At 68.2% G+C, this 19,423-nt stretch carries 23 protein-coding genes; 7 read left to right on the top strand and 16 right to left on the bottom strand.

Translation table 11 applies throughout. The annotated features are described in order from the left end of the window. The first annotated feature begins 386 nt into the window (after nt 1-386). A complete protein-coding gene (locus HMH01_RS11420) occupies nt 387-650 on the top strand; it encodes a hypothetical protein (protein ID WP_171325651.1) in 264 nt (87 codons plus the stop codon). 524 nt (nt 651-1,174) lie between these two features. Here HMH01_RS11420 and HMH01_RS11415 read toward each other — a convergent pair. The 4 genes from HMH01_RS11415 to HMH01_RS11400 all read right to left on the bottom strand — a co-directional run bounded on the left by HMH01_RS11415 (nt 1,175) and on the right by HMH01_RS11400 (nt 6,640). Continuing rightward, a complete protein-coding gene (locus tag HMH01_RS11415; protein ID WP_171325649.1) occupies nt 1,175-2,134 on the bottom strand; it encodes an ABC transporter ATP-binding protein in 960 nt (319 codons plus the stop codon). Beyond that, nucleotides 2,131-4,011 (bottom strand): oligopeptide/dipeptide ABC transporter ATP-binding protein, encoded by a 1,881-nt coding sequence (locus tag HMH01_RS11410; protein WP_171325647.1) that lies wholly within the window; start codon nt 4,009-4,011, stop codon nt 2,131-2,133. The genes HMH01_RS11415 and HMH01_RS11410 overlap by 4 nt, the downstream gene beginning before the upstream one ends. Further along, nucleotides 4,008-4,955 (bottom strand): ABC transporter permease, encoded by a 948-nt coding sequence (locus HMH01_RS11405; RefSeq protein WP_171325645.1) that lies wholly within the window; start codon nt 4,953-4,955, stop codon nt 4,008-4,010. The genes HMH01_RS11410 and HMH01_RS11405 overlap by 4 nt, the downstream gene beginning before the upstream one ends. A gap of 107 nt (nt 4,956-5,062) precedes the next feature. Continuing rightward, complete coding sequence (locus HMH01_RS11400; RefSeq protein ID WP_171325643.1) at nt 5,063-6,640, bottom strand: ABC transporter substrate-binding protein; 1,578 nt, start codon at nt 6,638-6,640, stop codon at nt 5,063-5,065. 104 nt (nt 6,641-6,744) lie between these two features. Between HMH01_RS11400 and HMH01_RS11395 the strand changes: the two genes are divergently transcribed. Then, the gene (locus HMH01_RS11395) at nt 6,745-7,416 is read left to right on the top strand and encodes a DUF1028 domain-containing protein (RefSeq protein ID WP_171325641.1); all 672 of its coding nucleotides are present in this window, start codon (nt 6,745-6,747) and stop codon (nt 7,414-7,416) included. Here the strand turns inward: HMH01_RS11395 and HMH01_RS11390 are convergent, their stop codons facing one another. Further along, nucleotides 7,417-8,184 (bottom strand): FadR/GntR family transcriptional regulator, encoded by a 768-nt coding sequence (locus tag HMH01_RS11390; RefSeq protein ID WP_171325639.1) that lies wholly within the window; start codon nt 8,182-8,184, stop codon nt 7,417-7,419. 79 nt (nt 8,185-8,263) lie between these two features. Between HMH01_RS11390 and HMH01_RS11385 the strand changes: the two genes are divergently transcribed. Next, nucleotides 8,264-9,484: a M20 family metallo-hydrolase gene (locus HMH01_RS11385; protein ID WP_171325637.1), complete on the top strand. Its 1,221-nt coding sequence runs from the start codon at nt 8,264-8,266 to the stop codon at nt 9,482-9,484. A 326-nt stretch (nt 9,485-9,810) separates the two neighbouring features. On the opposite strand, the gene HMH01_RS11380 is transcribed toward HMH01_RS11385, so the two are convergent. The 6 genes from HMH01_RS11380 to HMH01_RS11355 form a co-directional block, all read right to left on the bottom strand. Next, the gene (locus HMH01_RS11380) at nt 9,811-10,254 is read right to left on the bottom strand and encodes an SRPBCC family protein (RefSeq protein ID WP_171325635.1); all 444 of its coding nucleotides are present in this window, start codon (nt 10,252-10,254) and stop codon (nt 9,811-9,813) included. 2 nt (nt 10,255-10,256) lie between these two features. Then, nucleotides 10,257-10,661 (bottom strand): DUF1428 domain-containing protein, encoded by a 405-nt coding sequence (locus tag HMH01_RS11375; protein ID WP_171325633.1) that lies wholly within the window; start codon nt 10,659-10,661, stop codon nt 10,257-10,259. Nucleotides 10,662-10,770: 109 nt separating this feature from the next. Then, nucleotides 10,771-11,193: a VOC family protein gene (locus tag HMH01_RS11370; RefSeq protein ID WP_171325631.1), complete on the bottom strand. Its 423-nt coding sequence runs from the start codon at nt 11,191-11,193 to the stop codon at nt 10,771-10,773. Between the two features lie 147 nt (nt 11,194-11,340). Beyond that, nucleotides 11,341-11,982, bottom strand: a complete 642-nt coding sequence (locus HMH01_RS11365; RefSeq protein WP_171325629.1) for a TetR/AcrR family transcriptional regulator — start codon at nt 11,980-11,982, stop codon at nt 11,341-11,343. A gap of 137 nt (nt 11,983-12,119) precedes the next feature. Next, nucleotides 12,120-12,476 carry an antibiotic biosynthesis monooxygenase family protein gene (locus HMH01_RS11360; protein ID WP_171325627.1) on the bottom strand — a complete coding sequence of 119 codons (357 nt, stop codon included), beginning with the start codon at nt 12,474-12,476 and terminating at the stop codon, nt 12,120-12,122. Further along, entirely contained in the window at nt 12,473-12,796 is a 324-nt protein-coding gene (locus HMH01_RS11355) for an NIPSNAP family protein (protein ID WP_171325625.1), read from the bottom strand. Before HMH01_RS11355 ends, HMH01_RS11360 begins: the two co-directional genes overlap by 4 nt. 86 nt (nt 12,797-12,882) lie before the next feature. Here HMH01_RS11355 and HMH01_RS11350 point away from each other — a divergent pair, with 86 nt between their 5' ends. Next, the gene (locus HMH01_RS11350; RefSeq protein ID WP_171325623.1) at nt 12,883-13,575 is read left to right on the top strand and encodes an ArsR/SmtB family transcription factor; all 693 of its coding nucleotides are present in this window, start codon (nt 12,883-12,885) and stop codon (nt 13,573-13,575) included. 126 nt (nt 13,576-13,701) lie between these two features. Here the strand turns inward: HMH01_RS11350 and HMH01_RS11345 are convergent, their stop codons facing one another. Beyond that, nucleotides 13,702-14,394, bottom strand: coding sequence for a helix-turn-helix transcriptional regulator (locus HMH01_RS11345; protein WP_171325621.1), 693 nt, complete (start codon nt 14,392-14,394; stop codon nt 13,702-13,704). 71 nt (nt 14,395-14,465) lie between these two features. On the opposite strand from HMH01_RS11345, the gene HMH01_RS11340 reads away from it, so the two are divergent. The 3 genes from HMH01_RS11340 (at nt 14,466) to dusA (ending at nt 16,972) form a co-directional block, all read left to right on the top strand. Then, nucleotides 14,466-15,077, top strand: a complete 612-nt coding sequence (locus HMH01_RS11340; RefSeq protein WP_171325619.1) for a glutathione S-transferase family protein — start codon at nt 14,466-14,468, stop codon at nt 15,075-15,077. Nucleotides 15,078-15,232: 155 nt separating this feature from the next. Continuing rightward, nucleotides 15,233-15,700: a DUF1203 domain-containing protein gene (locus HMH01_RS11335; RefSeq protein ID WP_171325617.1), complete on the top strand. Its 468-nt coding sequence runs from the start codon at nt 15,233-15,235 to the stop codon at nt 15,698-15,700. A gap of 318 nt (nt 15,701-16,018) precedes the next feature. Beyond that, nucleotides 16,019-16,972, top strand: a complete 954-nt coding sequence (gene dusA / locus HMH01_RS11330) for a tRNA dihydrouridine(20/20a) synthase DusA (RefSeq protein ID WP_246237422.1) — start codon at nt 16,019-16,021, stop codon at nt 16,970-16,972. Nucleotides 16,973-17,029: 57 nt separating this feature from the next. On the opposite strand, the gene HMH01_RS11325 is transcribed toward dusA, so the two are convergent. From HMH01_RS11325 to HMH01_RS11310, 4 genes are all read right to left on the bottom strand, one after another. Continuing rightward, nucleotides 17,030-17,257, bottom strand: a complete 228-nt coding sequence (locus HMH01_RS11325; protein WP_171325613.1) for a DUF1289 domain-containing protein — start codon at nt 17,255-17,257, stop codon at nt 17,030-17,032. Further along, nucleotides 17,254-17,736, bottom strand: coding sequence for a Holliday junction resolvase RuvX (gene ruvX, locus HMH01_RS11320; RefSeq protein ID WP_171325611.1), 483 nt, complete (start codon nt 17,734-17,736; stop codon nt 17,254-17,256). Before ruvX ends, HMH01_RS11325 begins: the two co-directional genes overlap by 4 nt. Further along, nucleotides 17,733-18,956 (bottom strand): c-type cytochrome biogenesis protein CcmI, encoded by a 1,224-nt coding sequence (gene ccmI, locus HMH01_RS11315; RefSeq protein ID WP_171325609.1) that lies wholly within the window; start codon nt 18,954-18,956, stop codon nt 17,733-17,735. Before ccmI ends, ruvX begins: the two co-directional genes overlap by 4 nt. A 176-nt stretch (nt 18,957-19,132) precedes the next feature. Further along, on the bottom strand, nt 19,133-19,372 hold the full coding sequence (locus tag HMH01_RS11310; RefSeq protein ID WP_171325607.1) for a hypothetical protein: 240 nt from the start codon (nt 19,370-19,372) through the stop codon (nt 19,133-19,135). Between the last annotated feature and the right edge of the window lie 51 nt (nt 19,373-19,423).

The raw sequence follows: 19,423 nt of genomic DNA, 5'->3' as shown, positions 1-19,423 counted from the left end.
GTGCTTCGCAAGGAGCGCGTGCAAGTCGGTCTCGTTCCAGCCAAACGTGTTGGTTGCGATAGCGATGCGTTTCGCCAAAGCTGTGCGCTCTTTCTCGCTCCTACATCGGCAGTGAGACACAATCTCCTCAATCAGCGCCTCCTTGCCGTTCCTGGCGCGACTGGTCGGCTTCTGGAAGCGGTCGAGGTTGAAAGTCGGCCGCTTGATCTGTGGTGTCTGATGTTCTTCGTGCATGGTTATCAATGATGGCGTCGAGAAAGGCCGCAATTGTGGCTCCCCTCGGCTTATGCTGCCTGAGCCAGTCGAGCCTCTCCGGAGAGACGCGGAACCCAGAAGGCACACTCCGGGATGGAGGCGAGGCCACGCCGTGCGTTCACACGCTTTTCATGGGCCATAGTGAAGGGTGGCTACATCTGTCGGATCGGGCCGAAGCGCAGCTGCGTGCCAAAGGCTTTGAAATCGAGCGCGATGAAGATCTCATCGAGATTTCCCGAAAAGATGAAGATGGAGAGTACGAGTTCGCTACGCTACAAGATATTCAGGCGGCGCTCTCCGTCCGCGACGGCGTGCTATTCGAGCAGTACGTTGGCCCACCGGCTATGTTCGCATCTTTCACGGCCTTTGCTGGCGTTGAGGAAGAAGAGGTCTAGGCCATAAGCTACAGTTGGGGCGCTGGGCGACTGTGGCGCCCCGACTGTGCGAAGTGTCGAGCAGAGTTCTACAAGGTAATGTAGTACTGATGTTTCAACACAAGAATTCAAAAAAACTATATTTTAACAGTGTTCTGGTTTACTGTGTCGGGGAAATTATTTTCCCGCCTGCGCAGCGCTCCTCCATCGAACAGTTTTTCGCACACCCCAATTTGACCAAGTTAAATCATTTAAAATCAAAAGCTTAAAATTAAAACGGGTCTTTAAAATCCGCGTGTCGGTGGTTCAAATCCGCCCCCGGGCACCATTATTTTAAGAATGTTTGGTTGTCGGCGTGCGGTGCATTCTGTGGTCGTTGGCTTCGGCAATGCTCTCAAGACGCGCTGTGTTGAGACTCAGCAAGGGCCAAGATCGAGCGTCCCTTGTCGAGCACGCCGCCTGGAAATGATCCCGAGGAAGCGCAACTTCCGATCACGGCGCCGCTGGACATGGCAGGGGAAGACCTGTGCCGGCGGGCTGCCTGCTCACCCCGGAAGCGGGTGGAAGCAGGCTGCCTCGGTGCGTTCGGTGATGGGCGACAGGGTCGGGCGGGTCGATCGGCACAGGTCGGTCGCGCGCGGGCAACGGGCGGCAAAGGCGCAGCCCGGCGGCGGGTTCAGCGGGTCGGGCAGTTCGGTGCCCTCGGCCTCGGGGGGCGTCAGCGCGCGGCCGACCACGGGGGCGCTGTCGGCAAGCAGCTTCGTGTAGGGATGGCGGGGTGCCGCAAATATTTCCTCGGCCGGGCCGATCTCGACGACCGCGCCGAAATAGAGCACCGCGATCCTGTCGCTGACCGCCTCCACCACCGCAAGATCGTGGCTGATGAACAGGTAGGTCAGGTCGAACTTCGCGCGCAGGTCGGCCAGCAGGTTCAGCACCTGCGCCTGGACCGAAACGTCCAGCGCCGAGACCGGCTCGTCCAGGATCAGGATGCGGGCCTGGGCGGCCAGCGCGCGGGCGATGCCGATGCGCTGCGCCTGCCCGCCTGAGAACTCGTGCGGATAGCGGTCGAGGAACTCCTCGCGCAGGTTCACGCTGTCGAGGATTTCCAGGATGCGCCCGCGCCGCTTGTCGGCGGGCATGCGGTGCAGCCGCCTGAGCGGCGCCTCCAGGATCTGCCGGATGGTCTTGCGCGGATTGAGCGAGGAGATCGGGTCCTGGAAGACGTACTGGATGCGCTTGCCGAAGGCCGCGGGGTCGGCGTTGTCGAGGGCCGCGCCCTCGATCTCTATGGTGCCGGTGGTGGGCTCGAGAAGCCCCACCAGCATCCGGGCGAGGGTGGATTTCCCGCAGCCCGACTCGCCCACGATGCCCAGGGTCTCGCCCTGCCGGACACTCAGCGTCAGCGGGTGCACGGCGCGGACCGAGCCGGTTGGGTAGCCGAGAAGCGAGCGCCCCACCGGAAAGGTCTTGGACAGATCGGTCAGTTTCAGGGCGTCGGTCATTCCGCGGCCTCCCTCGTGTCCACGGGATACAGGCAGCGGACCGCGTGGGTGCCGTCGCGGGCAAGGGGGATGTCGCCCTTGCGGCATTCTTCCCTGGCCCTGTCGCAGCGATCCGCAAAGGCGCAGCCCGCGGGCAGCCTGTCGACCGCCGGCGGAAGGCCGGGAATGGCCTCGAGCCGGCGCTTGCCGGCGCCCAGTTCCGGCACACAGGCCATCAGGCGGGCGGTATAGGGATGCCGGGGCGCCCGGAGAATGTCGCCGGTGACGCCCTCTTCCACGATGCGGCCCGCATACATCACCGCCACCCGGTCGCAAAGCTGCGCCACCACGCCGAAGTCATGGGTGATGAAGACGATGGCAAGACCCCGCGAACGGCGCAGATCGTCGAGGATCGTCAGCACCTGCGCCTGCACGGTCACATCAAGCGCCGTGGTCGGTTCGTCGGCGATGATGATGTCGGGGTCGTTCGCAAGCGCCATGGCGATGCCCACCCGCTGCCGCATCCCGCCCGACATCTCGTGCGGGTAGTCGGTGATGCGCTTTTCCGCGTTCGGGATCCGCACCGCCTTCAGCAGGTCGATCGCCTTCGCCCGCCCCTCGTCCCGGCCGATCGGGCGATGCGCGCGGATCGCCTCGATCAGCTGGTCGCCCACGCGGTAGAGCGGGTGCAGCGTGGCCAGCGGATCCTGGAAGATATAGGCGACATTGCGCCCGCGCATGTCGCGCAGCCGGCGATAGGGCGCGCCGATCAGGTCCTCGCCATCGTAATGCGCCGCACCCCCGGTGATGACCCCCGGCGGAGAGGCGACCAGCCCCATGATCGACAGCGCCGTGACCGACTTGCCCGAGCCGCTTTCGCCGATGATGCCAAGGCACTCGCCCTTCTCGACATGCAGATCGACGCCGCCCACCGCGCGATAGACGCGGTTCTTGACGTGGAACTGGGTCTCGAGGCCGCCGACCTCCAGCAGGCCCTTGCCGGTGGGGGCGGGCGGCGTCGCCCGGCGATCCACCCGGGTCGCGGCCATGGGGCGCGACAGCGCGCCGGATTTCAGCCGCGGGTCGAGCGCGTCGCGCACCCCGTCGCCCAGCAGGTTGATCGACATGACGATCAGCAGGATCATCAGCCCGGGCACGATGGAGGTGTGCGGGTTCGTGATCAGCGCCGAACGCGCCTCGCCCAGCATCGAGCCCAGGTCCGCCTGCGGCGGTTGCGAGCCGAGGCCGAGGAAGGACAGGCCCGCCGTCTCGAGGATCATCCAGCCGATCGTGGTCGACATGGCGATCACGATCACCGGGATCACGTTGGGCAGGATCTCGGACAGGATGATCTGGCGGTTCGACAGGCCCGCAAGGCGCGCGGCATCGACGAATTCCTTGTTTGCGATGCTGACGGTGATGCCGCGGATGTTGCGGGCGAAGAACGGCACGTTGACCGCCGCCACCGCGATCAGCGCGTTGAACAGGCCGGGGCCCAGGGCTGCCACGATCGCAAGCGCCAGCAGGATGTAGGGAAACGCCATAAGCATGTCGACGCCGCGCATGATGATGTTGTCGGTGCGCCCGCCGTAATAGCCCGCGACGATCCCGATGGCCGCGCCGATGGTGGCGGCGATGATCGCGGCCGCGAAGCCGACGGCCAGCGACAGCCGCGTCCCCCACATCAGCCGGGACAGCAGGTCGCGTCCCAGATGATCCGTTCCCAGAAGCGCCCCCTCGCTGAAGGGGGGGCGGAAGCGGTTCGACGTGTTGGTGACGTCGGGCTCCGCCAGCGGCAGGATCGGTGTCAGCAGGGCCAGCAGGACGACGACCGACAGGACGACGCCGCCGGCCAGCGCCAGCCGGTTGCGGGCGAGAAGCCTCAGGAAGGCGGTCACGTCTTGATCCTCGGATCGAGCAGGCTCTGGGCGACATCGACCGCGATGTTGAAAAGGACATAGCAGGCCGCGACCAGCACGACGCCGCCCTGCACCAGAAGGATGTCGCGCTTCAGGATCGCATCGACCAGCATCCGGCCCACGCCGGGCCACTGGAACACGATCTCGATATAGACGGCGCCGGACAGCACGAAGCCCGCCTGGATGCCCAGCACCGGGATGATCGAGACCATCGCCGCCTTGAGCGCGTGCCGCCATATCACGCCGCGCTCGTGCACGCCCTTGGCGCGGGCGGTGCGGATGAAGTCCTGCCGCAGCACCTCGAGCATCGCCGAGCGCGAGAGCCGCGCGATCACGCCGGTGGCGACGACGGCCAGCGCGATGGCGGGCATGGCAAGATGGCTCAGCAGCACGCCAAGGGTGCGCTCGCCGTAGATCGGCCACATCCCCGAGACGGGAAAGAGCCGCAGGTTCACCGCGAAGAACAGGATCATCATCATGCCCAGGAAGAAGGACGGGATCGAGATGCCCAGAAGCACGGCGAAGGTGATCGCCTTGTCGGCCAAGCCGTACTGGTTGGCGGCCGACACGACGCCCGCCATCACGCCGAGGATCGCGCAGATCACGAAGGCGGTGCCGGCCAGCACCAGGGTGGCGTTGAAGCGTTCCAGAACCTCGTCCAGAACGGGGCGGTTCAGCGCGAAGGAGGTGCCGAAATCGCCCTGAAGCATGTTGCCTAGCCAGATGAAGTACTGCTGCACCAGGGACTTGTCGAGGCCCAGGTCACGGTTCAGCTTCTCGACATTCTCGGGCGTGGCATAGCTTCCCAGGATCGCGGTCGCCGGGTCGCCCGGGATCAGCGCCATGATCAGGAACACGATGACGGTGATCCCGACCAGGACCGGGATCGCCGAGAGAAGTCGTTTCAGGATGTAGCCGGTCATTCGGTCTCCGGGCGGTCGGGAACGGGCGCCGAGGCGCCCCGGGCTTGACCCGGGGCCTCGTGGCGGGCCCCGGGAGCGGTCCCGGATCGGGTCCGGGACGCGTGGGCTCAGTTCTTCACCACCTCGTCGAGCAGCAGGAAGAAGGACGGCTGAAGCGAGAAGTTCTCGACCCGGTCGCTCGTCACCGCGTTCTGCTTCCAGTTGGCGACGAAGACCCAGGGCGCGTCTTCCTGCACGATCGCCTGCATCTCGCGGTAGAGCCGCGCGCGCTCGTCCTGGTCGGTGGCGACGCGGGCCGCCTCCAGCAGCTCGTCCACCCGCGGGTTCGAATAATAGCCCGAGTTGAAGCCGCCCTGGTCCGGCCATGCCGCCGTGCGCAGCGCAAGGAAGGGCAGGGTGTCGGGGTCGTTCGTCATCCAGGCCATCTCGGCCATGTCGGCCTTGCCCTCAAGACCCGGGTTCACCTCGCCAAGGAAGGTGTTCCACTCATAGGTCTCGATGGTCACGTCGAAGCCCACCGCCTCCAGGTCGGCCTGGATCGCGGTGCCCATCGCGACCGGATCGAGCATCCCCGAGCCGCCCTCGGTGACGTAGAAGGTCAGTTCGGCCCCCTCGGCCCCGGCCTCGGCGATCAGTTCGCGCGCCTTTTCCGGATTATGGGGATAAGGCTCCAGGTCGGGATTGTAGGCCCAGGCAAAGGCGGGCGGGGTCGGACCGGCGGCCACCTCGGCGGTGCCCTCCAGCACCTCGTTGACCAGCGCCTCCTTGTTGACGGCGTAGTTGGCCGCCTGCCGCACCCGCTTGTCGGCGAAGGGGCCTTCCTTGGTGTTCAGGATCAGGAACCAGACATGCGGGCCGGCCTGTTCGTGCACCGTATAGGCGTCGCCCCGGAATTCCGACAGCGCCACCGGCGGCACCTCGACCATCAGGTCGATGCCGCCCGCCAGCATCTCGGCGGTGCGGGTGTTGGCATCGGTGATCGGGCGGAACACGACCGCCTGAAGTTCGGGTGCGCCGTCCCAGTAATCGGGATTGGCCTCGATCACCACGGCCTCGTTCGAGCGCCATTCGGCAAAGGTAAAGGCCCCCGTGCCCGAAGGATTGCGACCGAAATCCGCGCCATGCTCCGCCACCGCGGCCGGAGAGACGATCAGCCCCGTGGGATAGGCGAGGTTCGACAGGAACGGCGCATAGGGCGCGTCCAGCGTGAACTTCACCGTCAGGTCATCCACCGCCTCGACCGACTGCACGGCCGAGAAGAAGAAGGCCAGCGGGAACGGGCCGGTGTCGTGGTAGGGGTGATCCTCGTTCAGCATCCGCTCGAAGTTGAACTTCACCGCTTCGGCGTTGAAGTCCGACCCGTCATGGAACTTCACGCCCTCGCGCAGCGTGAAGGTGTATTCGGTGCCGTCCTCGCTGATCTCCCAGGCGGTCGCGAGGGCTGGCTCCACCTCCAGCGTGCCGTCCTTGTAGCGCACCAGGCCGTCATAGACGTTCATCAGGATGCGGAAGTCGTTGACCGCGGTGACGGCGGCGGGATCGAGCGCCTTGGGCTCTGCGATCTGGCCCACGATCAGGACGCCGGGCGGGGTCTGGGCCTGGGCGCCGCCAGCCGCGCCCCAGCTCAGGGCAAGCGCCGTGCCGGCGGCCATCAGGCCCCGGCGGGTGACGTGAAGAAGCGACATTTCGTGATCCTTTCCCTGCTGTGTCTCGCTCAATTTATCATGATAAATTGCATGAGGCCAAATTTTCATGATAAATTCAAGCCTGACCCCGCTTGGAGACCGCGATGACGATTTCGATACTGGCTTTTGACGAAAAAACCGGCACTTACGGCGCGGCTGCAACCACCGGAAGCCTGTGTGTCGGGGGCTGGGTCCTGCGGGGCGACCCCGAATCGGGGCTGTCCGCCTCGCAGGGGTCTCTGCCCAGCACGATGTGGGGCAACGATGTCCTGGCCCTGATACGCGGCGGCGAACCCGCCGACAGCGCCGTCCGGCGCATCGTCGAGGCGGATGCCGGGCGGGACGAACGGCAACTCTCCGCGCTGGATCCAAGCGGCGGGACCGGCGCCTTTACCGGGGCGAACAGCATCGCCACGGCCGGCGCCCGTTTCGCGCCCCATGTCGTGGTGACGGGCAACCTGCTTGCATCCGAACGCGTGCTGGACGCGTGCCTCGAGGGGTTCATGGCCGCCGACGGCACGCTGGACGAGCGTCTGCTGCGGGCGCTCGACGCCGCGGCCTCCGCCGGCGGCGATGCGCGGGGGCTGCTGTCGGCGGCACTGCTTGTCATCGGCCGGGACCGGCCGCCGCTGACCCTCAGGATCGACTGGTCCGAAACGCCGCTCGCGGCGCTGAAGGCGCTTCACCGGCGCGCCACGACCGGGGATTACGCGCGCTGGGCCGCGCATGTTCCGACCTTGCGGGATCCGCATCGCGCGGCCCCCTTCCAGACGTGACTATTCCGCGATGAACCGCTTCAGCACCTCGGCCTGCTGCGCCTCCATCAGATCCCGGGCCATCTCCATATGGCTTCGCATCACCGCCTTCGCCCGCGCGCTGTCGCCGCTGCGAAGGGCTGCGATCAGGTCGATCTGATGCTGGCGACCCTTCTCCCACAGGTCGTGGTTCGGCGTCGTGTAAAGCCGCTTGTAGACGGTCAGATCGGTCAGGATCTGCGCCATGAAGCCGATGAAGAAACCCAGAAGCGCGTTGCCGCCGAAATCCGACAGCCTTGCGTGAAACCGAAGCGAGGCGACATGCTGGCGGCGTTCCTCCTCGGCATCGGCGGCCGGCTCGGCATAGGCTTCCATGATCGCCTCCAGCTCGCCAAGCTGCGCATCGGACAGCCGCCCGGCAAGGCTGCCGGCAAGCAGCGGCTCCAGGGCGATCCTGACCTGGTAGATGTCGTCGATGGTGACGTGCCGGAAATAGAAATAGTTCCCCAGAAGCGCGCTCGCCCGCTCGCGCGTCACCTCGCCCACGAAGCTGCCGCCGCCCGGCCCCGTCTTGGTCTCGATCAGGCCCTGGGCCTGCAACAGGCGCATCGCCTCGCGGATCGTGCCCTTCGCCATGCCGAAGCGGTCGATCAGCTCGGCCTCGCCGGGAAGCCGGTCGCCCGGCTGAAGGCCGCGTTCCACGACCCAGTCCTTGATGGCATCGGCGACATGAAGCGGTCGGGAGCGGCGGGAGCGGGCGCCCGGATCTTGCGGCGGGTTCTCGGCCATGCGGGGTGTCTCGATCTCCTCGGCGGGCGGTGGTCCGCGACACAGGAAACCTATTTATCATGATAAATACAAGGACAATATGACCCACGCAGACAAGGTCCGCGCGCGGCTTCAGGCGATCGCCGCGGCGTCGGCAACCACGACAGGCGTCACCCGCCTGCCCTGGACCGCGGAACATCGCGCGGCGCTCGGGCAGATCACCGACTGGATGCAGGATGCCGGGCTGGACGTATCGCTCGATGCCGCCGGCACGCTGGTGGGCGCCAGCCCGAACCCCGATGGCAAGCCCTGGCTGCTGATCGGCTCGCATCAGGACAGCGTGCCGTCGGGCGGGCGGTTCGACGGCATCATGGGGATCGCCGTGGGCTGCCTGGTGGCCGAGGCGCTGCGCGACCGGATCGCCGCTTTCCCCTTCGCGCTGAGGGTACTCGCCTTCGCCGACGAGGAGGGGGTGCGCTTTCCCACCGCCCTGGTCGGCCCGCGGGCGCTGGCCGGCACGCTCGATCCGGGCGCGCTCGGGATGACCGACGCGGGGGGCGTGACCATGCGCGACGCGATGGCGGCTTTCGGCGTCGATGTCGACCGCACGCTCGGGATCGCGCTCGATCCGGCCGGCGTCGTCGGGTACCTCGAGGCGCATATCGAACAGGGCCCGGTGCTCGAGACACAGGACCTGCCCGTTGCGGCAGTCAGCGCGATCTGCGGGATATCCCGCTTCGACGTGACCGTCCGCGGCGCGACCGGGCATGCCGGCACCGTGCCCATGGCCGGCCGGCAGGACGCGCTGGTGGCGGCGGGGCGGGCCATAGCGCTTGTCAGCGACGCGGCATCGGCGGCCCCGGTCCGTGCCACGGTCGGAACGATCTCGGTCGGACCCGGCGCCGTCAACGCGATCCCGGCCGAGGTGCGTTTCACGCTCGAGATCCGGTCGGAAACCGACGCGGCCCGCGCGGAGTTCGAGACGCAGATCCTGCGCCTGATGCGCGACTCCATTGCCCGGGACGCCTGCGACATGTCGGCCCTGCGCACCTATGACCAGCGCGCGACGGACTGCGATCCCGGCCTGACCGCGGCACTGGAAGCGGCGATCCGGGACTGCGGCATCGCGCCCTTGACCATCCCTTCCGGCGCGACGCACGACGCATCGGCCATGGCCGATCTCTGCCCGGTGTCGATGCTGTTCGTGCGCTGCCGCGGCGGTGTCAGCCATCGCCCCGACGAACATGCCTCGGCCCGCGACATCGCGGCGGCCGTGGGGGTTCTGGAACGGATGGTCACGCGGCTTGCGGGCAACGCCTGACGCAAGGCGTCAGCGGGCGCCCGGACCGGTCCCCGTTGCCAGCAGACATGGCCGCGCGGCACGGGCCTTGCCGGGGCGCCGTGCCGCGAACCCGTGTTCCGGGGATGCCGGAGGATGACGGTATCCCGGGCCCGTCGGCCGGCGCTGCGCTGAAGGACGGCGTTGATCTCGCCTTCGCGCTGGCGCCCCGGATCCGGGATTTCGCGACGCGACCCGCCCAGGGCCGGTCCGCCGGCCATCGCTTCGCCCCGACGTTCCGGCCGGACCGGGCAACGCCATGGTGCCGCATCAGCCGGGCCGGGGACCGCGGCCCCCGGCCCGCGCGCCTAACCGGCGATGTCCGGTTCGACCAGCCGGGCCAGCTTCCGCAGGCTTTCCTGCCAGCCCAGGTAGCACGCCTCCGGCGGGATCACGTCCGGCACGTTCTCCTGGAGAACGGTCATCTCGGTGCCGACCGAAACCGCCTTCAGCGTGACCGTGACCCGCATCTCTCCGGGCAGGTTCGGATCGTCGAACGCATCGGTGTAGACAATCCGCTCCCCCGGCACGAGTTCGAGATAGGTGCCGCCGAAGGAATGGCTGTCGCCGGTGGTGAAGTTGCGAAACGACATGCGGTGTCTGCCGCCTTCCCGCGCGTCCAGCTCGTGCACCGTGCAGGTGAAGCCGAAGGGCGGCAGCCAGCTTGCCACCGCATCGGGTTCGACAAAGGCGCGATAGACCTTTTGCGGCCCGGCGGCGATGACGCGATGCAGGGTGATCCTGTTCGGCATGCTCAGCCCTCCCTCGATTGCGCCGGATCCGTCACCTCGACGACCGGCGCGAACCCGCCGAAGATCAGCCGCTTGCCATCGAAGGGCATCGGGTTCCTTTCGGGATCCATCCGCGGGTCGGCGTCCTCGGACCCGTCCATCCATGCGGTCATCCTGGCCATCGCCGCATCGCGCGTGGCCTTGTCGGGCCACTCGATCCACGAGAACACCACCGTCTCGTCCTCGGCGGCCCGAACCGCCTTGCGGAAATCGGTGATCTTGCCGGCATGCACATCGTCGCCCCAGCATTCCAGCACCCGCGTGGCGCCCAGCTCGATGAACACGCTGTCCGCCAGACTTGCATGTGCGACGAACTTTTCCCTGTTCGCGGTCGGGACCGCCAGCACGAAACCGTCTACATACGACATCCGTTCCTCCCTTTCCCGGGATCAGCTCCCGTTTGCCGCGGCTTCTCTCGCCGCGAGGCCCCTTCCGGTCGTCATCGGCGCATCGAAGGCGCGCATCACGACCTGCACGTCAGGCGGAAGCCTGCGCGCCCTCGTAGTTCAGCATCCAGGGCGTGCCGTAGCGGTCGGTGAACATCGCGAAACGCTCTGCCCAGAAGGTCTTGTCGGGCGCCATCTCCACGCTCTCGGCGTCGCCGGCCAGCGCGTCGTAGATGCGGTCGAACTCGGCGCGCGACGTCGGCGCGATCGATATGCGGAAGCCGCGCGGCTTGTCGTACATCTCGTCGGTGTTGTCCGAGGCCATGATCGCTGCGTTGCCCAGCTTCATGTGCATGTTCATGATCATGTCATCGCCGCCGGGCATGCGGCTTTCGGGATCGGGCGCATCGCCGTTCCGGAACACCCCGGTGATCTCTCCGCCGAGCGTTTCGGCATAGTGGCTCATCGCCTCGAGGCAGTTGCCCCGGAAGAAAAGATAAAGCGTCGGTTCCATGTCGGTCATCTCCGTTCGGGTGGGATGCGTGGTGTGCTCGACGGTCCGGTTTCTTGTGACTGCGACGGCTTCGGAAAGGCCGGCCCGCATTCGGGGCCGGCGGCAGAGGCCGGGGATGTGGAACATCCTTCCCCCGGTCCCGGGCGTTCATTCTAGCACCTCGCGTCCGCCGCCGGTCGCGAAAAGCATCTCGATGTAGCGTCCCAGATGATCGACGCTGTCGCGGGCGATGGCGCTGTCGCCCGTGGCCTTGGCCAGGATGAATGCCCCCTGAAGCACGGCCTGCGTGTGCGCGGCCAGGCTGGCCGCCGTCCAGTCCGCCGCGATCCCCCGTGCCCGCATGGCCGCCTCGATGTCCGGCTCCAGCGTGGCGGCGTGGCCGAAGATGCTGGCCGCGCAGGCGTCCCGGATCGCCGGATGTGAGCCATACACCTCCTGCGTCATGGTGCCCACGAGGCAGGTGAATTCCGCCAGGTCGCCCGCGATGATCTGCTTGCGGAAGTCGACATATCCGAGCACCCGGTCCAGCGGATCCTCGTGGTCGTGATAGGGGGCCGCCGCGAAGAACGCCGCTGTCGTTTCCGCCCAGTGGACCGCCGCGGCGACGCCAAGCGCCTCCTTGCTGTCGAAATGATGGAAGAAGGCGCCCTTGGTCACGCCCGCCGCCGTGCACAGGTCGTCGATCGTCGTGGCCGCAAAGCCGCGGCTTCGGATGACGTCGCGGGCGGCCTCCAGAAGTCTTGTCCGTGCCGTTCCGCGTTCCGGGTTCTGTCTGGTCGGTTTGGGCATGACCATAACATACCAACTGGACGGTATGTCTATCCAGCCCCTGTCCCCGCACCGCCCGCCCGCCAGATCGCGCCGGGCGGGGGCACGCCTGCGCGGCGGCCCCGCCCGACTGCCGCGGGGGTCCGTTCCCGGGGCCGCTATCCTTCGCGCCGGTCATGCGCCTTCCTGCTGTCCTCCGGTGCCTCGGCGCGCTCGAACATGCCGTAGTCCCGCACCACGGCCGCGATCCGCAGGCGGTAGTCGCGAAAGATGTGCGACCGGCCGCTCGCCTGGGCATTGCGGTGGGCGGCCAGCGCACGCCAGCGCTCGATCGCCGCCTCGTCCTCGAAGAAGGAAAGCGACAGGATCTTGCCCGGGTTGGTCAGGCTCTGGAACCGCTCGACCGAGATGAACCCCTCCACCTGATCCACCAGCGGGCGCATGGCGGCCGCGATGTCCAGGTAGTCCTGCTTGCGCCCCTCGGCGGGCTCCACCTCGAAGATGACGGCGATCATCTGCCATCTCCATGCGGACCGGAGGCAAGCTTCAGCCATGTCCGGTCCTCGCGCAGCAGGAATTTCTCGCGCATCGCAAGCTCGTAATTCTCCCGGCCCAGGGGGTCTGCGGCAAGCCGGGCGCGATAGGCTTCATAGGCGGCCAGGCTCTCGATGTTGTAGATGCCATAGGCCAGGGTCGATGACCCCTCGTGCGGCGCGTAGTAGCCGATCAGGTCGGCGCCGCAGCGCGGGATCGCCTGGCCCCAGTTGCGGGCGTATTCCTCGAACCGTGACTTCCGGGTCGGGTCGATCTGGTAGCGGATGATGCAGGTCAGCATGGTGCGGTTCCTTCTTTGACGGACATGGTATAGCGCGGTATGTGGTGGGAATGTTTCGCTCAAGGCCGAATGATGGAGGGGCTGCCATGAAGGACGGACCCGACATAGCAAGGCTGGCCGCCCTGATCGGGGATCCGGCGCGGGCCAACATGCTGTCGGCCCTGATGACGGGGTCGGCCCTGACGGCGGGGGAACTGGCGGCCGAGGCGGGCGTGACGCCCCAGACCGCAAGCGCGCATCTGGTCAGGCTTCAACAGGGCGGATTGCTGGCGCTGCGCAAACAGGGCAGGCACAGGTACTTTGCCCTGAAGAACGAAGAGGTCGCCCGGGTGCTTGAGGGGTTGATGGGCCTTGCGGCCCGGTCCGGGCATCTGCGCAGCCGTCCCGGGCCGCGCAACCTTGCCCTGCGGCGCGCTCGCGTTTGCTACAACCACCTTGCGGGAGAGATGGGAACAGCTCTCTACGAGGCCCTGATCGGCGGTGGGCATGTTCTCGTGACCGACCGGACGCCGGTCCTGAGCGAGGCGGGCAAATCGCTGATGCGCGGGTTCGGGATAGATGTCGACGCGCTGTCGCGCGGCCGCGCGCCCCTGTGCCGGGAATGCCTCGACTGGAGCGAACGTCGCTCGCACCTTTCCGGCAGCCTCGGCCGGGCTGTATTCCAGAAGATCAGGGATCTCGGCTGGGCGACCAGCGATCAGGCCACGCGGATCGTGACCTTCTCGACAAGCGGCGACCGCGCCTTCGGGGACTTCGTGGCGCGCGCTGCCGGAACGTGATCGGCCCGCTGGGCGGTTCCGGTCGCCCGCGTCACCCGCAGTGGCTTCGCGCCTGTGCCGGTGTCGGGCGGATGATCGATTTCCACGCGTGCGGGCAGGGCGGCGGGCGCAGGATCGCCCGGCGCCTCATCCATCCGGCCGCCAGCGGCGCTGCCTGATATAGGCCCGCAGAAGCGCGACGCGTTGCGGCCGAAAGGACGCGCCCGGCGCGGCCGAGACGATCCGCGGGACATGGAAGGTCCGGTAATCCCCCCGCAACCGGCAGAACCCCAGCAGTATCAGCGCATCGGCCCCGTAGGACAGGCCCAGCGGCCAGATCTCGCGATCGCTCGGGCGGTCCTGCAGGTCGCGGTAGCGGATGTGCAGGCTGAATTCCTCCCAGCAGGCGGCGCGCAGCAGGTCCATGTCCACCGCGATCGGCGGACGCTTGTCCGCGGGCCGCCAGCTGCGCATCACCGTGTGCATCGCCTGGCGCGCCTGCCTGTCGGGCAGCGTCGCGATGATGCGGGCCGCCGCGTCACGGCCAGCCTGTGCAAGCGTCTGGTCCCCGATCTGCTCCAGCCCCGAAAGCGCGAGCATCAGCGCCTCGATCTCGATCCTCGAGAAGCTTTGCGGTGGCAGGGCCGGATCCTCGGTCAGCGTGTAGCCCACGCCCGCCTCTCCGTCGATCAGCGCACCGCCGGCGCGCAGCGTGGCGATGTCGCGATAAAGCTGGCGAAGCGAGACGCCGGTCTCTTCCGCCAGACGCTGGCCCGTGACGGGGGCGGGCAGCCGCCTGAAAGCCGTCATCAGCCGCATCAGCCTGTCAGGTCGCGCCATCAGCCTTGCTGCCTCTTTCTGTCAGCATGGAAAGGCTACGCTGTCGACATCGGAACCGAAAGGAGAAACCCATGGCCACCCTCTACCACGCCCCCCGCAGCCGCTCGTCTTCCGTGCTTGCCCTGATCGACGAACTCGGCGCGGATATCGACATATGCGAAGTCACCATCCCGCGTCAGGACGGAACCGGCGGACCCGATCCGCGCAATCCCCACCCCGACGGCAAGGTGCCCTACCTGGTCGACGGTGACGAACGCATCCACGAGCGCGGCGCCATCATGCTCCACCTCACCGACAGCCACCCGAAGGCGCGGCTCGGCCCCCGGCACGGCGAGGCGGGGCGCGGCGCCTATCTCTCCTGGCTCTTCTACTACCAGGGCGTGATGGAGCCGGTGATCATCCTGCACTGGGCGCAGCTTTCCCACCCGGCGCTGACGGCGACGCTGCGCGATTTCGACGCCATGATCCTGCGCCTGACAGGGGCGCTGGAACATGGCCCCTACCTGCTGGGCGATCGGTTCAGCGCGGCCGACATCCTGTGCAGCAGCCCCTTCCTGTGGTTCCCGGAAATGCTGCCGGACAACCCGGTCCTTGTGGATTGGGTCGGCCGTTGCGCCGCCCGCCCCTCGATCCGGCGCGTCCAGATGCGTGAACGGCAGGAACCGGGCCTGCCCCGCGAATGAACTGCGGCCACGCGGGCATCCCCCAAGCGCACCGGAAGCGCCCCGTGGGGGCGTCCGATCCGGTCGTGCCAGGCAGGCCGAAAGCGCAGGATCCGGGTCGTCACGTCCCGCCGTGAAGCGGTATTCCCGGGGCTCACGCAGAACGGAGAATTGCCATGACGTTCCGGATCCGGTCCCTTGATGCAGGCCCCTTCGCAGGGATCTTCTCGATGTCCGACGACGCGCTTCGGCGCCGGAACATCCACAGGCTGACGGTCGCCTCCAAGCCTGGCGCGCCGTGCCGGATCAGCCTTGTGGATGCCGAGGTGGGGGAAACCGTCTTCCTGCTGAACCACGAGCATCAGCCCGCCCCCACGCCCTATCGGGCAAGCCACGCCATCTATGTCAGGAAGGGCGCGTCGAGCGCGTCTCTTGGGGAAGGCGAAATCCCCCGGATGCTGCTGATCCGGCTCATTTCCCTGCGGCTCTTCGATGCCGGCGACATGATGATCGACGCGGACGTGGTGGATGGCAGGGATCTGGCGCAGGCGCTCGATCTGGCGTTCCGGAACCCCGACGTGGCCTATGCGCATCTGCATTTCGCCACGCGCGGATGCTTTGCCGCCCGGGCCGATCGCGCCTGAGCGTGTCGGGGGCGGTTTCCCTGTCCCGCACATATCGGCTATAGGAAGGCCGATGAGATCGCTCATGGTCCCCAGGCGGGAAAGGAACGCGCGCATGCGCCGCCCCTTCGTCCGTTCCGGACCGGTATCGCGCAGGGCAGGGCCGCGCGGGTCGATGGAAGGCCGTTTTCCTGCATGCCCCGTCCGTGCAATCAGACGTGGTGGTGGGGCAAATTCGGGGATATCGGGGCGTATCCCGGCGCGAGCCGCATCCGCCGCCAACAGTTTGAAGATGCAAGAATGCAGATGAACCAGAACGCCAGATTGTCCGTGGCCCCGATGATGGACTGGACCGACCGGTATTGCCGGTTGTTCCACCGCCAGTTCAGCCGCCATGCGCTGCTCTATACGGAGATGGTCACGGCAGCGGCGCTGGTGCGGGGCGGGGCGGAGTGGTTGCTGGACCATGACCCGCGCGAATACCCGCTGGCGCTGCAACTGGGCGGGTCGGACCCGGGCGAACTGGCCGCCGCGGTGCGCATCGCCCGCGACCGCGGCTTCTGCGAGATCAACCTCAACGTCGGCTGCCCCTCGGACCGGGTGCAGTCGGGCTGTTTCGGCGCCGTCCTCATGCGCGAGCCGGACCTGGTCGCGCGCATCGTCGCGGCCATGATCGAGGCGGCCGAAGGCGTGGAGATCACCGTCAAGTGCCGCATCGGCGTGGACGAGCAGGACCCCCACATCGTGCTGCCCGACTTCCTTGCGGCCATCGCCCGCGCGGGCGTCCGGCGCGTCGCCATCCATGCCCGCAAGGCCTGGCTCGAGGGGCTCGACCCCAAGCAGAACCGCGAGATCCCGCCCCTCGACTACCCGCTCGTCCATGCGATGAAGGACCGCTTCCCGCAGCTGCACCTGTCGATCAATGGCGGGATCACCAGCCTCGACGCGGCGCAGGCGCGCCTGGCGGCGGGGCTCGACGGGGTGATGATCGGGCGCGCGGCCTATCACCAGCCCGCCGACATCCTGGGGCCCGCCGACCGGCGCATCTTCGGCGACAGCCGCCCGGACGTCACCGCCGAGGACGCCGTGCGCGCCATGCTGCCGGTGATCGAGGCGGAACGCGCCCGCGGCACGCCGATCCACCGCGTCACCCGCCACATGCTGGGCGCCTTTGCCGGGCGGCCGGGCGCGCGCGCCTGGCGGCGGGTGATCTCGGACGGGCAACACCTGAAGACGGCGGGACCGGAACTGGTGGAGGCGGCGCTGGGCGCGATGCAGGACCGCGCCGCCTGATGGCTGTCGCCGGATGCCTCCGGCGGGGATATTTGAAGAAAGTGGAAGGCGGGGGGATCAGCCCTGCCGGCGGGCCCTGCTTCCGCCGCGGCGGCCCGGCCCCTCGGGGCGGGAGGGAAGGTCGGCCATGATCGCGCGGCGTTCCTCGGGCGTCAGCCGCGACCAGGCGGCGATCTCGTCGCCCGTCCGGCGGCAGCCGACGCAGAGCCGCGTGTCGGGGTGGATCACGCAGATCTTCACGCAGGGGCTTTCGATCTCGGGGCGGCGCCAGATGTCGTCGCTCATGCCTCGCCCTCGCGTGCCAGATGCGCCAGCCGGTCGAGAAAGCCCTGCAGGATCAGCCCGGCGGCCACATGGTCGATCACCTCGGCCCGCCGCCTTCGCGAGGCGTCGGCCTCCAGCAGCGCGCGTTCCGCCGCGACGGTGGTCAGCCGCTCGTCCCACAGGATCACCGGCACCGGCCGGCGGGCCATCAGGTTGCGCGCGAAGGCGCGGGTGGACTGCGCGCGCGGCCCTTCCGAGCCGTCCATGTTGAGCGGCAGGCCCAGCACCAGCCCGGCCGCGCCCCGTTCGGCCATGATCGCCTCGAGGGCTGTGGCGTCCTGGGTGAACTTGCGGCGCCGGATCGTCAGCAGCGGCGTCGCGATCCCCAGCCTGCGGTCCGAGATCGCCACGCCGATGGTCTTTTCCCCCAGGTCGAGCCCCAGGATCGGCGCGTCCCGGGGGATCGCCGCCCGGAATTCCGCCGCATCGCCCGTGATCATTGCGCCACCTCGGCGTCGCGCGCGGCCTGGCGGATGATCGACAGCTCGGCGGGGGCATCGGCGAAGACCTGCTGCGCCTCGGTCCAGATGCGGCTGGCCTGCGCCGTCTCGCCCAGCACGCCATAGGCGCGGATCAGCCGCGCCCAGTCCTCGGCCGGCCCGCCCTCGGTCGCAAGCCGGTCCGACAGGCCCGCGACCATGCTGCGGATCATCTGCGCGCGCTCTTCCGGGGCCATGTCCGCGGCCCCCGCCATGTCCTCGGCCGTGGGGCCGGTGGCGGCGCCGGGGATGTCGGGCACCGGGCGGCCCGCGGCCAGCGCCACGTCGCGGATCTGGCTGGCGATGGCGGAGACCCAGGGCGCCTCGGGGCGGCTTTCGTTCAGCAGGCGAACCCAGATGTCATAGGCCAGGTCGAAGCGGCCGGCCTGGGCGGCGCTGAGGCCGCTGTAATAGCGCCCCCGCGGCTCGCGCGGGTCCAGGGTCAGGGCCTGCCGCAGCGCGGCCTCGGCTTCCGGCGAGACATAGCCGTTCACCGAAAGGATCATGTACTCGGCCCGTGCGGCGTGGTCGCTGCCGGTCGCCTCGGCGCCCTTGATGCGCAGCACCTCGGCCTGGGCCGCCGCCGCCTCGGTCCAGTTGCCCAGCCGCGCCATGTTCTGCGCCAGAAGCTCGTGTCCGCGCAGGTCGTCGGGGCGCTGGGCGAGCACCGCCTTGAGCTGGTCGAGAAGCTGGAGTTGCTGGGGGTCGACATCGGCGCGCGGCCGCGGCGTCTGGCCCTGTTCGGCGATCATCGCCTCTGCCTCGGCCTGGCCGGGGCGCATCGCGTATTCGGCGGCGTTCTGCGCGAGCCGCTGGGCGAGCGGCATGTCGGGCGCGCCCGCGCTGCCGATCGCCAGATAGAGCGCCGCGCCCCCGCCCAGAACCACGACCGCCACCAGCGCCAGCATCGCCCCGGTCGGGCCCGAGGGCGCGGTGCGCGCGACATCCCCGGCACTGTCGGCGGCGGCCAGAAGCCGGCGCGAGATCTCGGTGCGCAGCGCCGCCGCCTCGCCGTCGGTCAGCACGCCACGGGCAAGATCGCCGTCGATCTCGGACAGCTGGTCGCGATAGACCTGCAGGCTGCGCGCATCCCGGGCGTCCTGCGGCGCGCGCAGGGCAGCGCGCAGAAGCACCATGGCGGTGGCCAGACCCAGCCCCGCCGCGACCGCCCAGAAGATCATGCCTGCCCCCGCGTCCACATCCCCGAACCCCTAGCGCAGCGCCAGCGCCGGCTGCAACGCGGAAATCCGCGCACCCCCCGGCTACGGGAATGCACGCCGATGACTTTCTCGCGAGAGGGGGCTGTCGCGCCCGCCTGTCGGGGCGGGCGCGGTGCTGCCGGGCCGTGGCGCGGGGCTCAGATGTTCCGGCTTACGTCGAACTTGCTCCGGGCCCGGCCGCTGCGCCGGCGCGGCGCGGGGCTGGCCAGCCGCCACGTCACCATGGCCAGGACCGCCAGCGCCACATACAGCGTCGCGGCGTTCACCGCGTCGGTGCTTTCGATCCCGAAGGGCGCGTAAAGGAACTCGCCCACGAAATCCTTCGACCGACCGTAGATGCGGCCGAGATCCTCGACCACACGCTCCATGCTGCTCATCGCTACTTTCCCTCGAACAGAAGGCTGCACTCGTTACGAGCGCCATTATAC

The sequence above is a fragment of the Halovulum dunhuangense genome (assembly GCF_013093415.1).
Taxonomy (GTDB): domain Bacteria; phylum Pseudomonadota; class Alphaproteobacteria; order Rhodobacterales; family Rhodobacteraceae; genus Halovulum; species Halovulum dunhuangense.
The sequence above is the reverse complement of the archived record's forward strand: the minus strand, read 5'-3'. Positions and strand labels throughout refer to the sequence as shown.

What these genes read in the sequence shown, in the direction of transcription:
- HMH01_RS11360 (WP_171325627.1), bottom strand. Translation starts at nt 12,476, where the DNA reads ATGATCGCCGTCATCTTCGAGGTGGAGCCCGCCGAGGGGCGCAAGCAG.
- HMH01_RS11335 (WP_171325617.1), top strand. Translation starts at nt 15,233, where the DNA reads ATGACGTTCCGGATCCGGTCCCTTGATGCAGGCCCCTTCGCAGGGATC.
- HMH01_RS11405 (WP_171325645.1), bottom strand. Translation starts at nt 4,955, where the DNA reads ATGACCGGCTACATCCTGAAACGACTTCTCTCGGCGATCCCGGTCCTG.
- dusA (WP_246237422.1), top strand. Translation starts at nt 16,019, where the DNA reads ATGATGGACTGGACCGACCGGTATTGCCGGTTGTTCCACCGCCAGTTC.
- HMH01_RS11385 (WP_171325637.1), top strand. Translation starts at nt 8,264, where the DNA reads ATGACCCACGCAGACAAGGTCCGCGCGCGGCTTCAGGCGATCGCCGCG.
- HMH01_RS11340 (WP_171325619.1), top strand. Translation starts at nt 14,466, where the DNA reads ATGGCCACCCTCTACCACGCCCCCCGCAGCCGCTCGTCTTCCGTGCTT.
- HMH01_RS11420 (WP_171325651.1), top strand. Translation starts at nt 387, where the DNA reads ATGGGCCATAGTGAAGGGTGGCTACATCTGTCGGATCGGGCCGAAGCG.
- HMH01_RS11350 (WP_171325623.1), top strand. Translation starts at nt 12,883, where the DNA reads ATGAAGGACGGACCCGACATAGCAAGGCTGGCCGCCCTGATCGGGGAT.
- HMH01_RS11400 (WP_171325643.1), bottom strand. Translation starts at nt 6,640, where the DNA reads ATGTCGCTTCTTCACGTCACCCGCCGGGGCCTGATGGCCGCCGGCACG.
- HMH01_RS11380 (WP_171325635.1), bottom strand. Translation starts at nt 10,254, where the DNA reads ATGCCGAACAGGATCACCCTGCATCGCGTCATCGCCGCCGGGCCGCAA.
- HMH01_RS11375 (WP_171325633.1), bottom strand. Translation starts at nt 10,661, where the DNA reads ATGTCGTATGTAGACGGTTTCGTGCTGGCGGTCCCGACCGCGAACAGG.
- HMH01_RS11395 (WP_171325641.1), top strand. Translation starts at nt 6,745, where the DNA reads ATGACGATTTCGATACTGGCTTTTGACGAAAAAACCGGCACTTACGGC.
- HMH01_RS11310 (WP_171325607.1), bottom strand. Translation starts at nt 19,372, where the DNA reads ATGAGCAGCATGGAGCGTGTGGTCGAGGATCTCGGCCGCATCTACGGT.
- HMH01_RS11355 (WP_171325625.1), bottom strand. Translation starts at nt 12,796, where the DNA reads ATGCTGACCTGCATCATCCGCTACCAGATCGACCCGACCCGGAAGTCA.
- HMH01_RS11415 (WP_171325649.1), bottom strand. Translation starts at nt 2,134, where the DNA reads ATGACCGACGCCCTGAAACTGACCGATCTGTCCAAGACCTTTCCGGTG.
- ruvX (WP_171325611.1), bottom strand. Translation starts at nt 17,736, where the DNA reads ATGATCACGGGCGATGCGGCGGAATTCCGGGCGGCGATCCCCCGGGAC.
- ccmI (WP_171325609.1), bottom strand. Translation starts at nt 18,956, where the DNA reads ATGATCTTCTGGGCGGTCGCGGCGGGGCTGGGTCTGGCCACCGCCATG.
- HMH01_RS11325 (WP_171325613.1), bottom strand. Translation starts at nt 17,257, where the DNA reads ATGAGCGACGACATCTGGCGCCGCCCCGAGATCGAAAGCCCCTGCGTG.
- HMH01_RS11390 (WP_171325639.1), bottom strand. Translation starts at nt 8,184, where the DNA reads ATGGCCGAGAACCCGCCGCAAGATCCGGGCGCCCGCTCCCGCCGCTCC.
- HMH01_RS11370 (WP_171325631.1), bottom strand. Translation starts at nt 11,193, where the DNA reads ATGGAACCGACGCTTTATCTTTTCTTCCGGGGCAACTGCCTCGAGGCG.
- HMH01_RS11345 (WP_171325621.1), bottom strand. Translation starts at nt 14,394, where the DNA reads ATGGCGCGACCTGACAGGCTGATGCGGCTGATGACGGCTTTCAGGCGG.
- HMH01_RS11365 (WP_171325629.1), bottom strand. Translation starts at nt 11,982, where the DNA reads ATGCCCAAACCGACCAGACAGAACCCGGAACGCGGAACGGCACGGACA.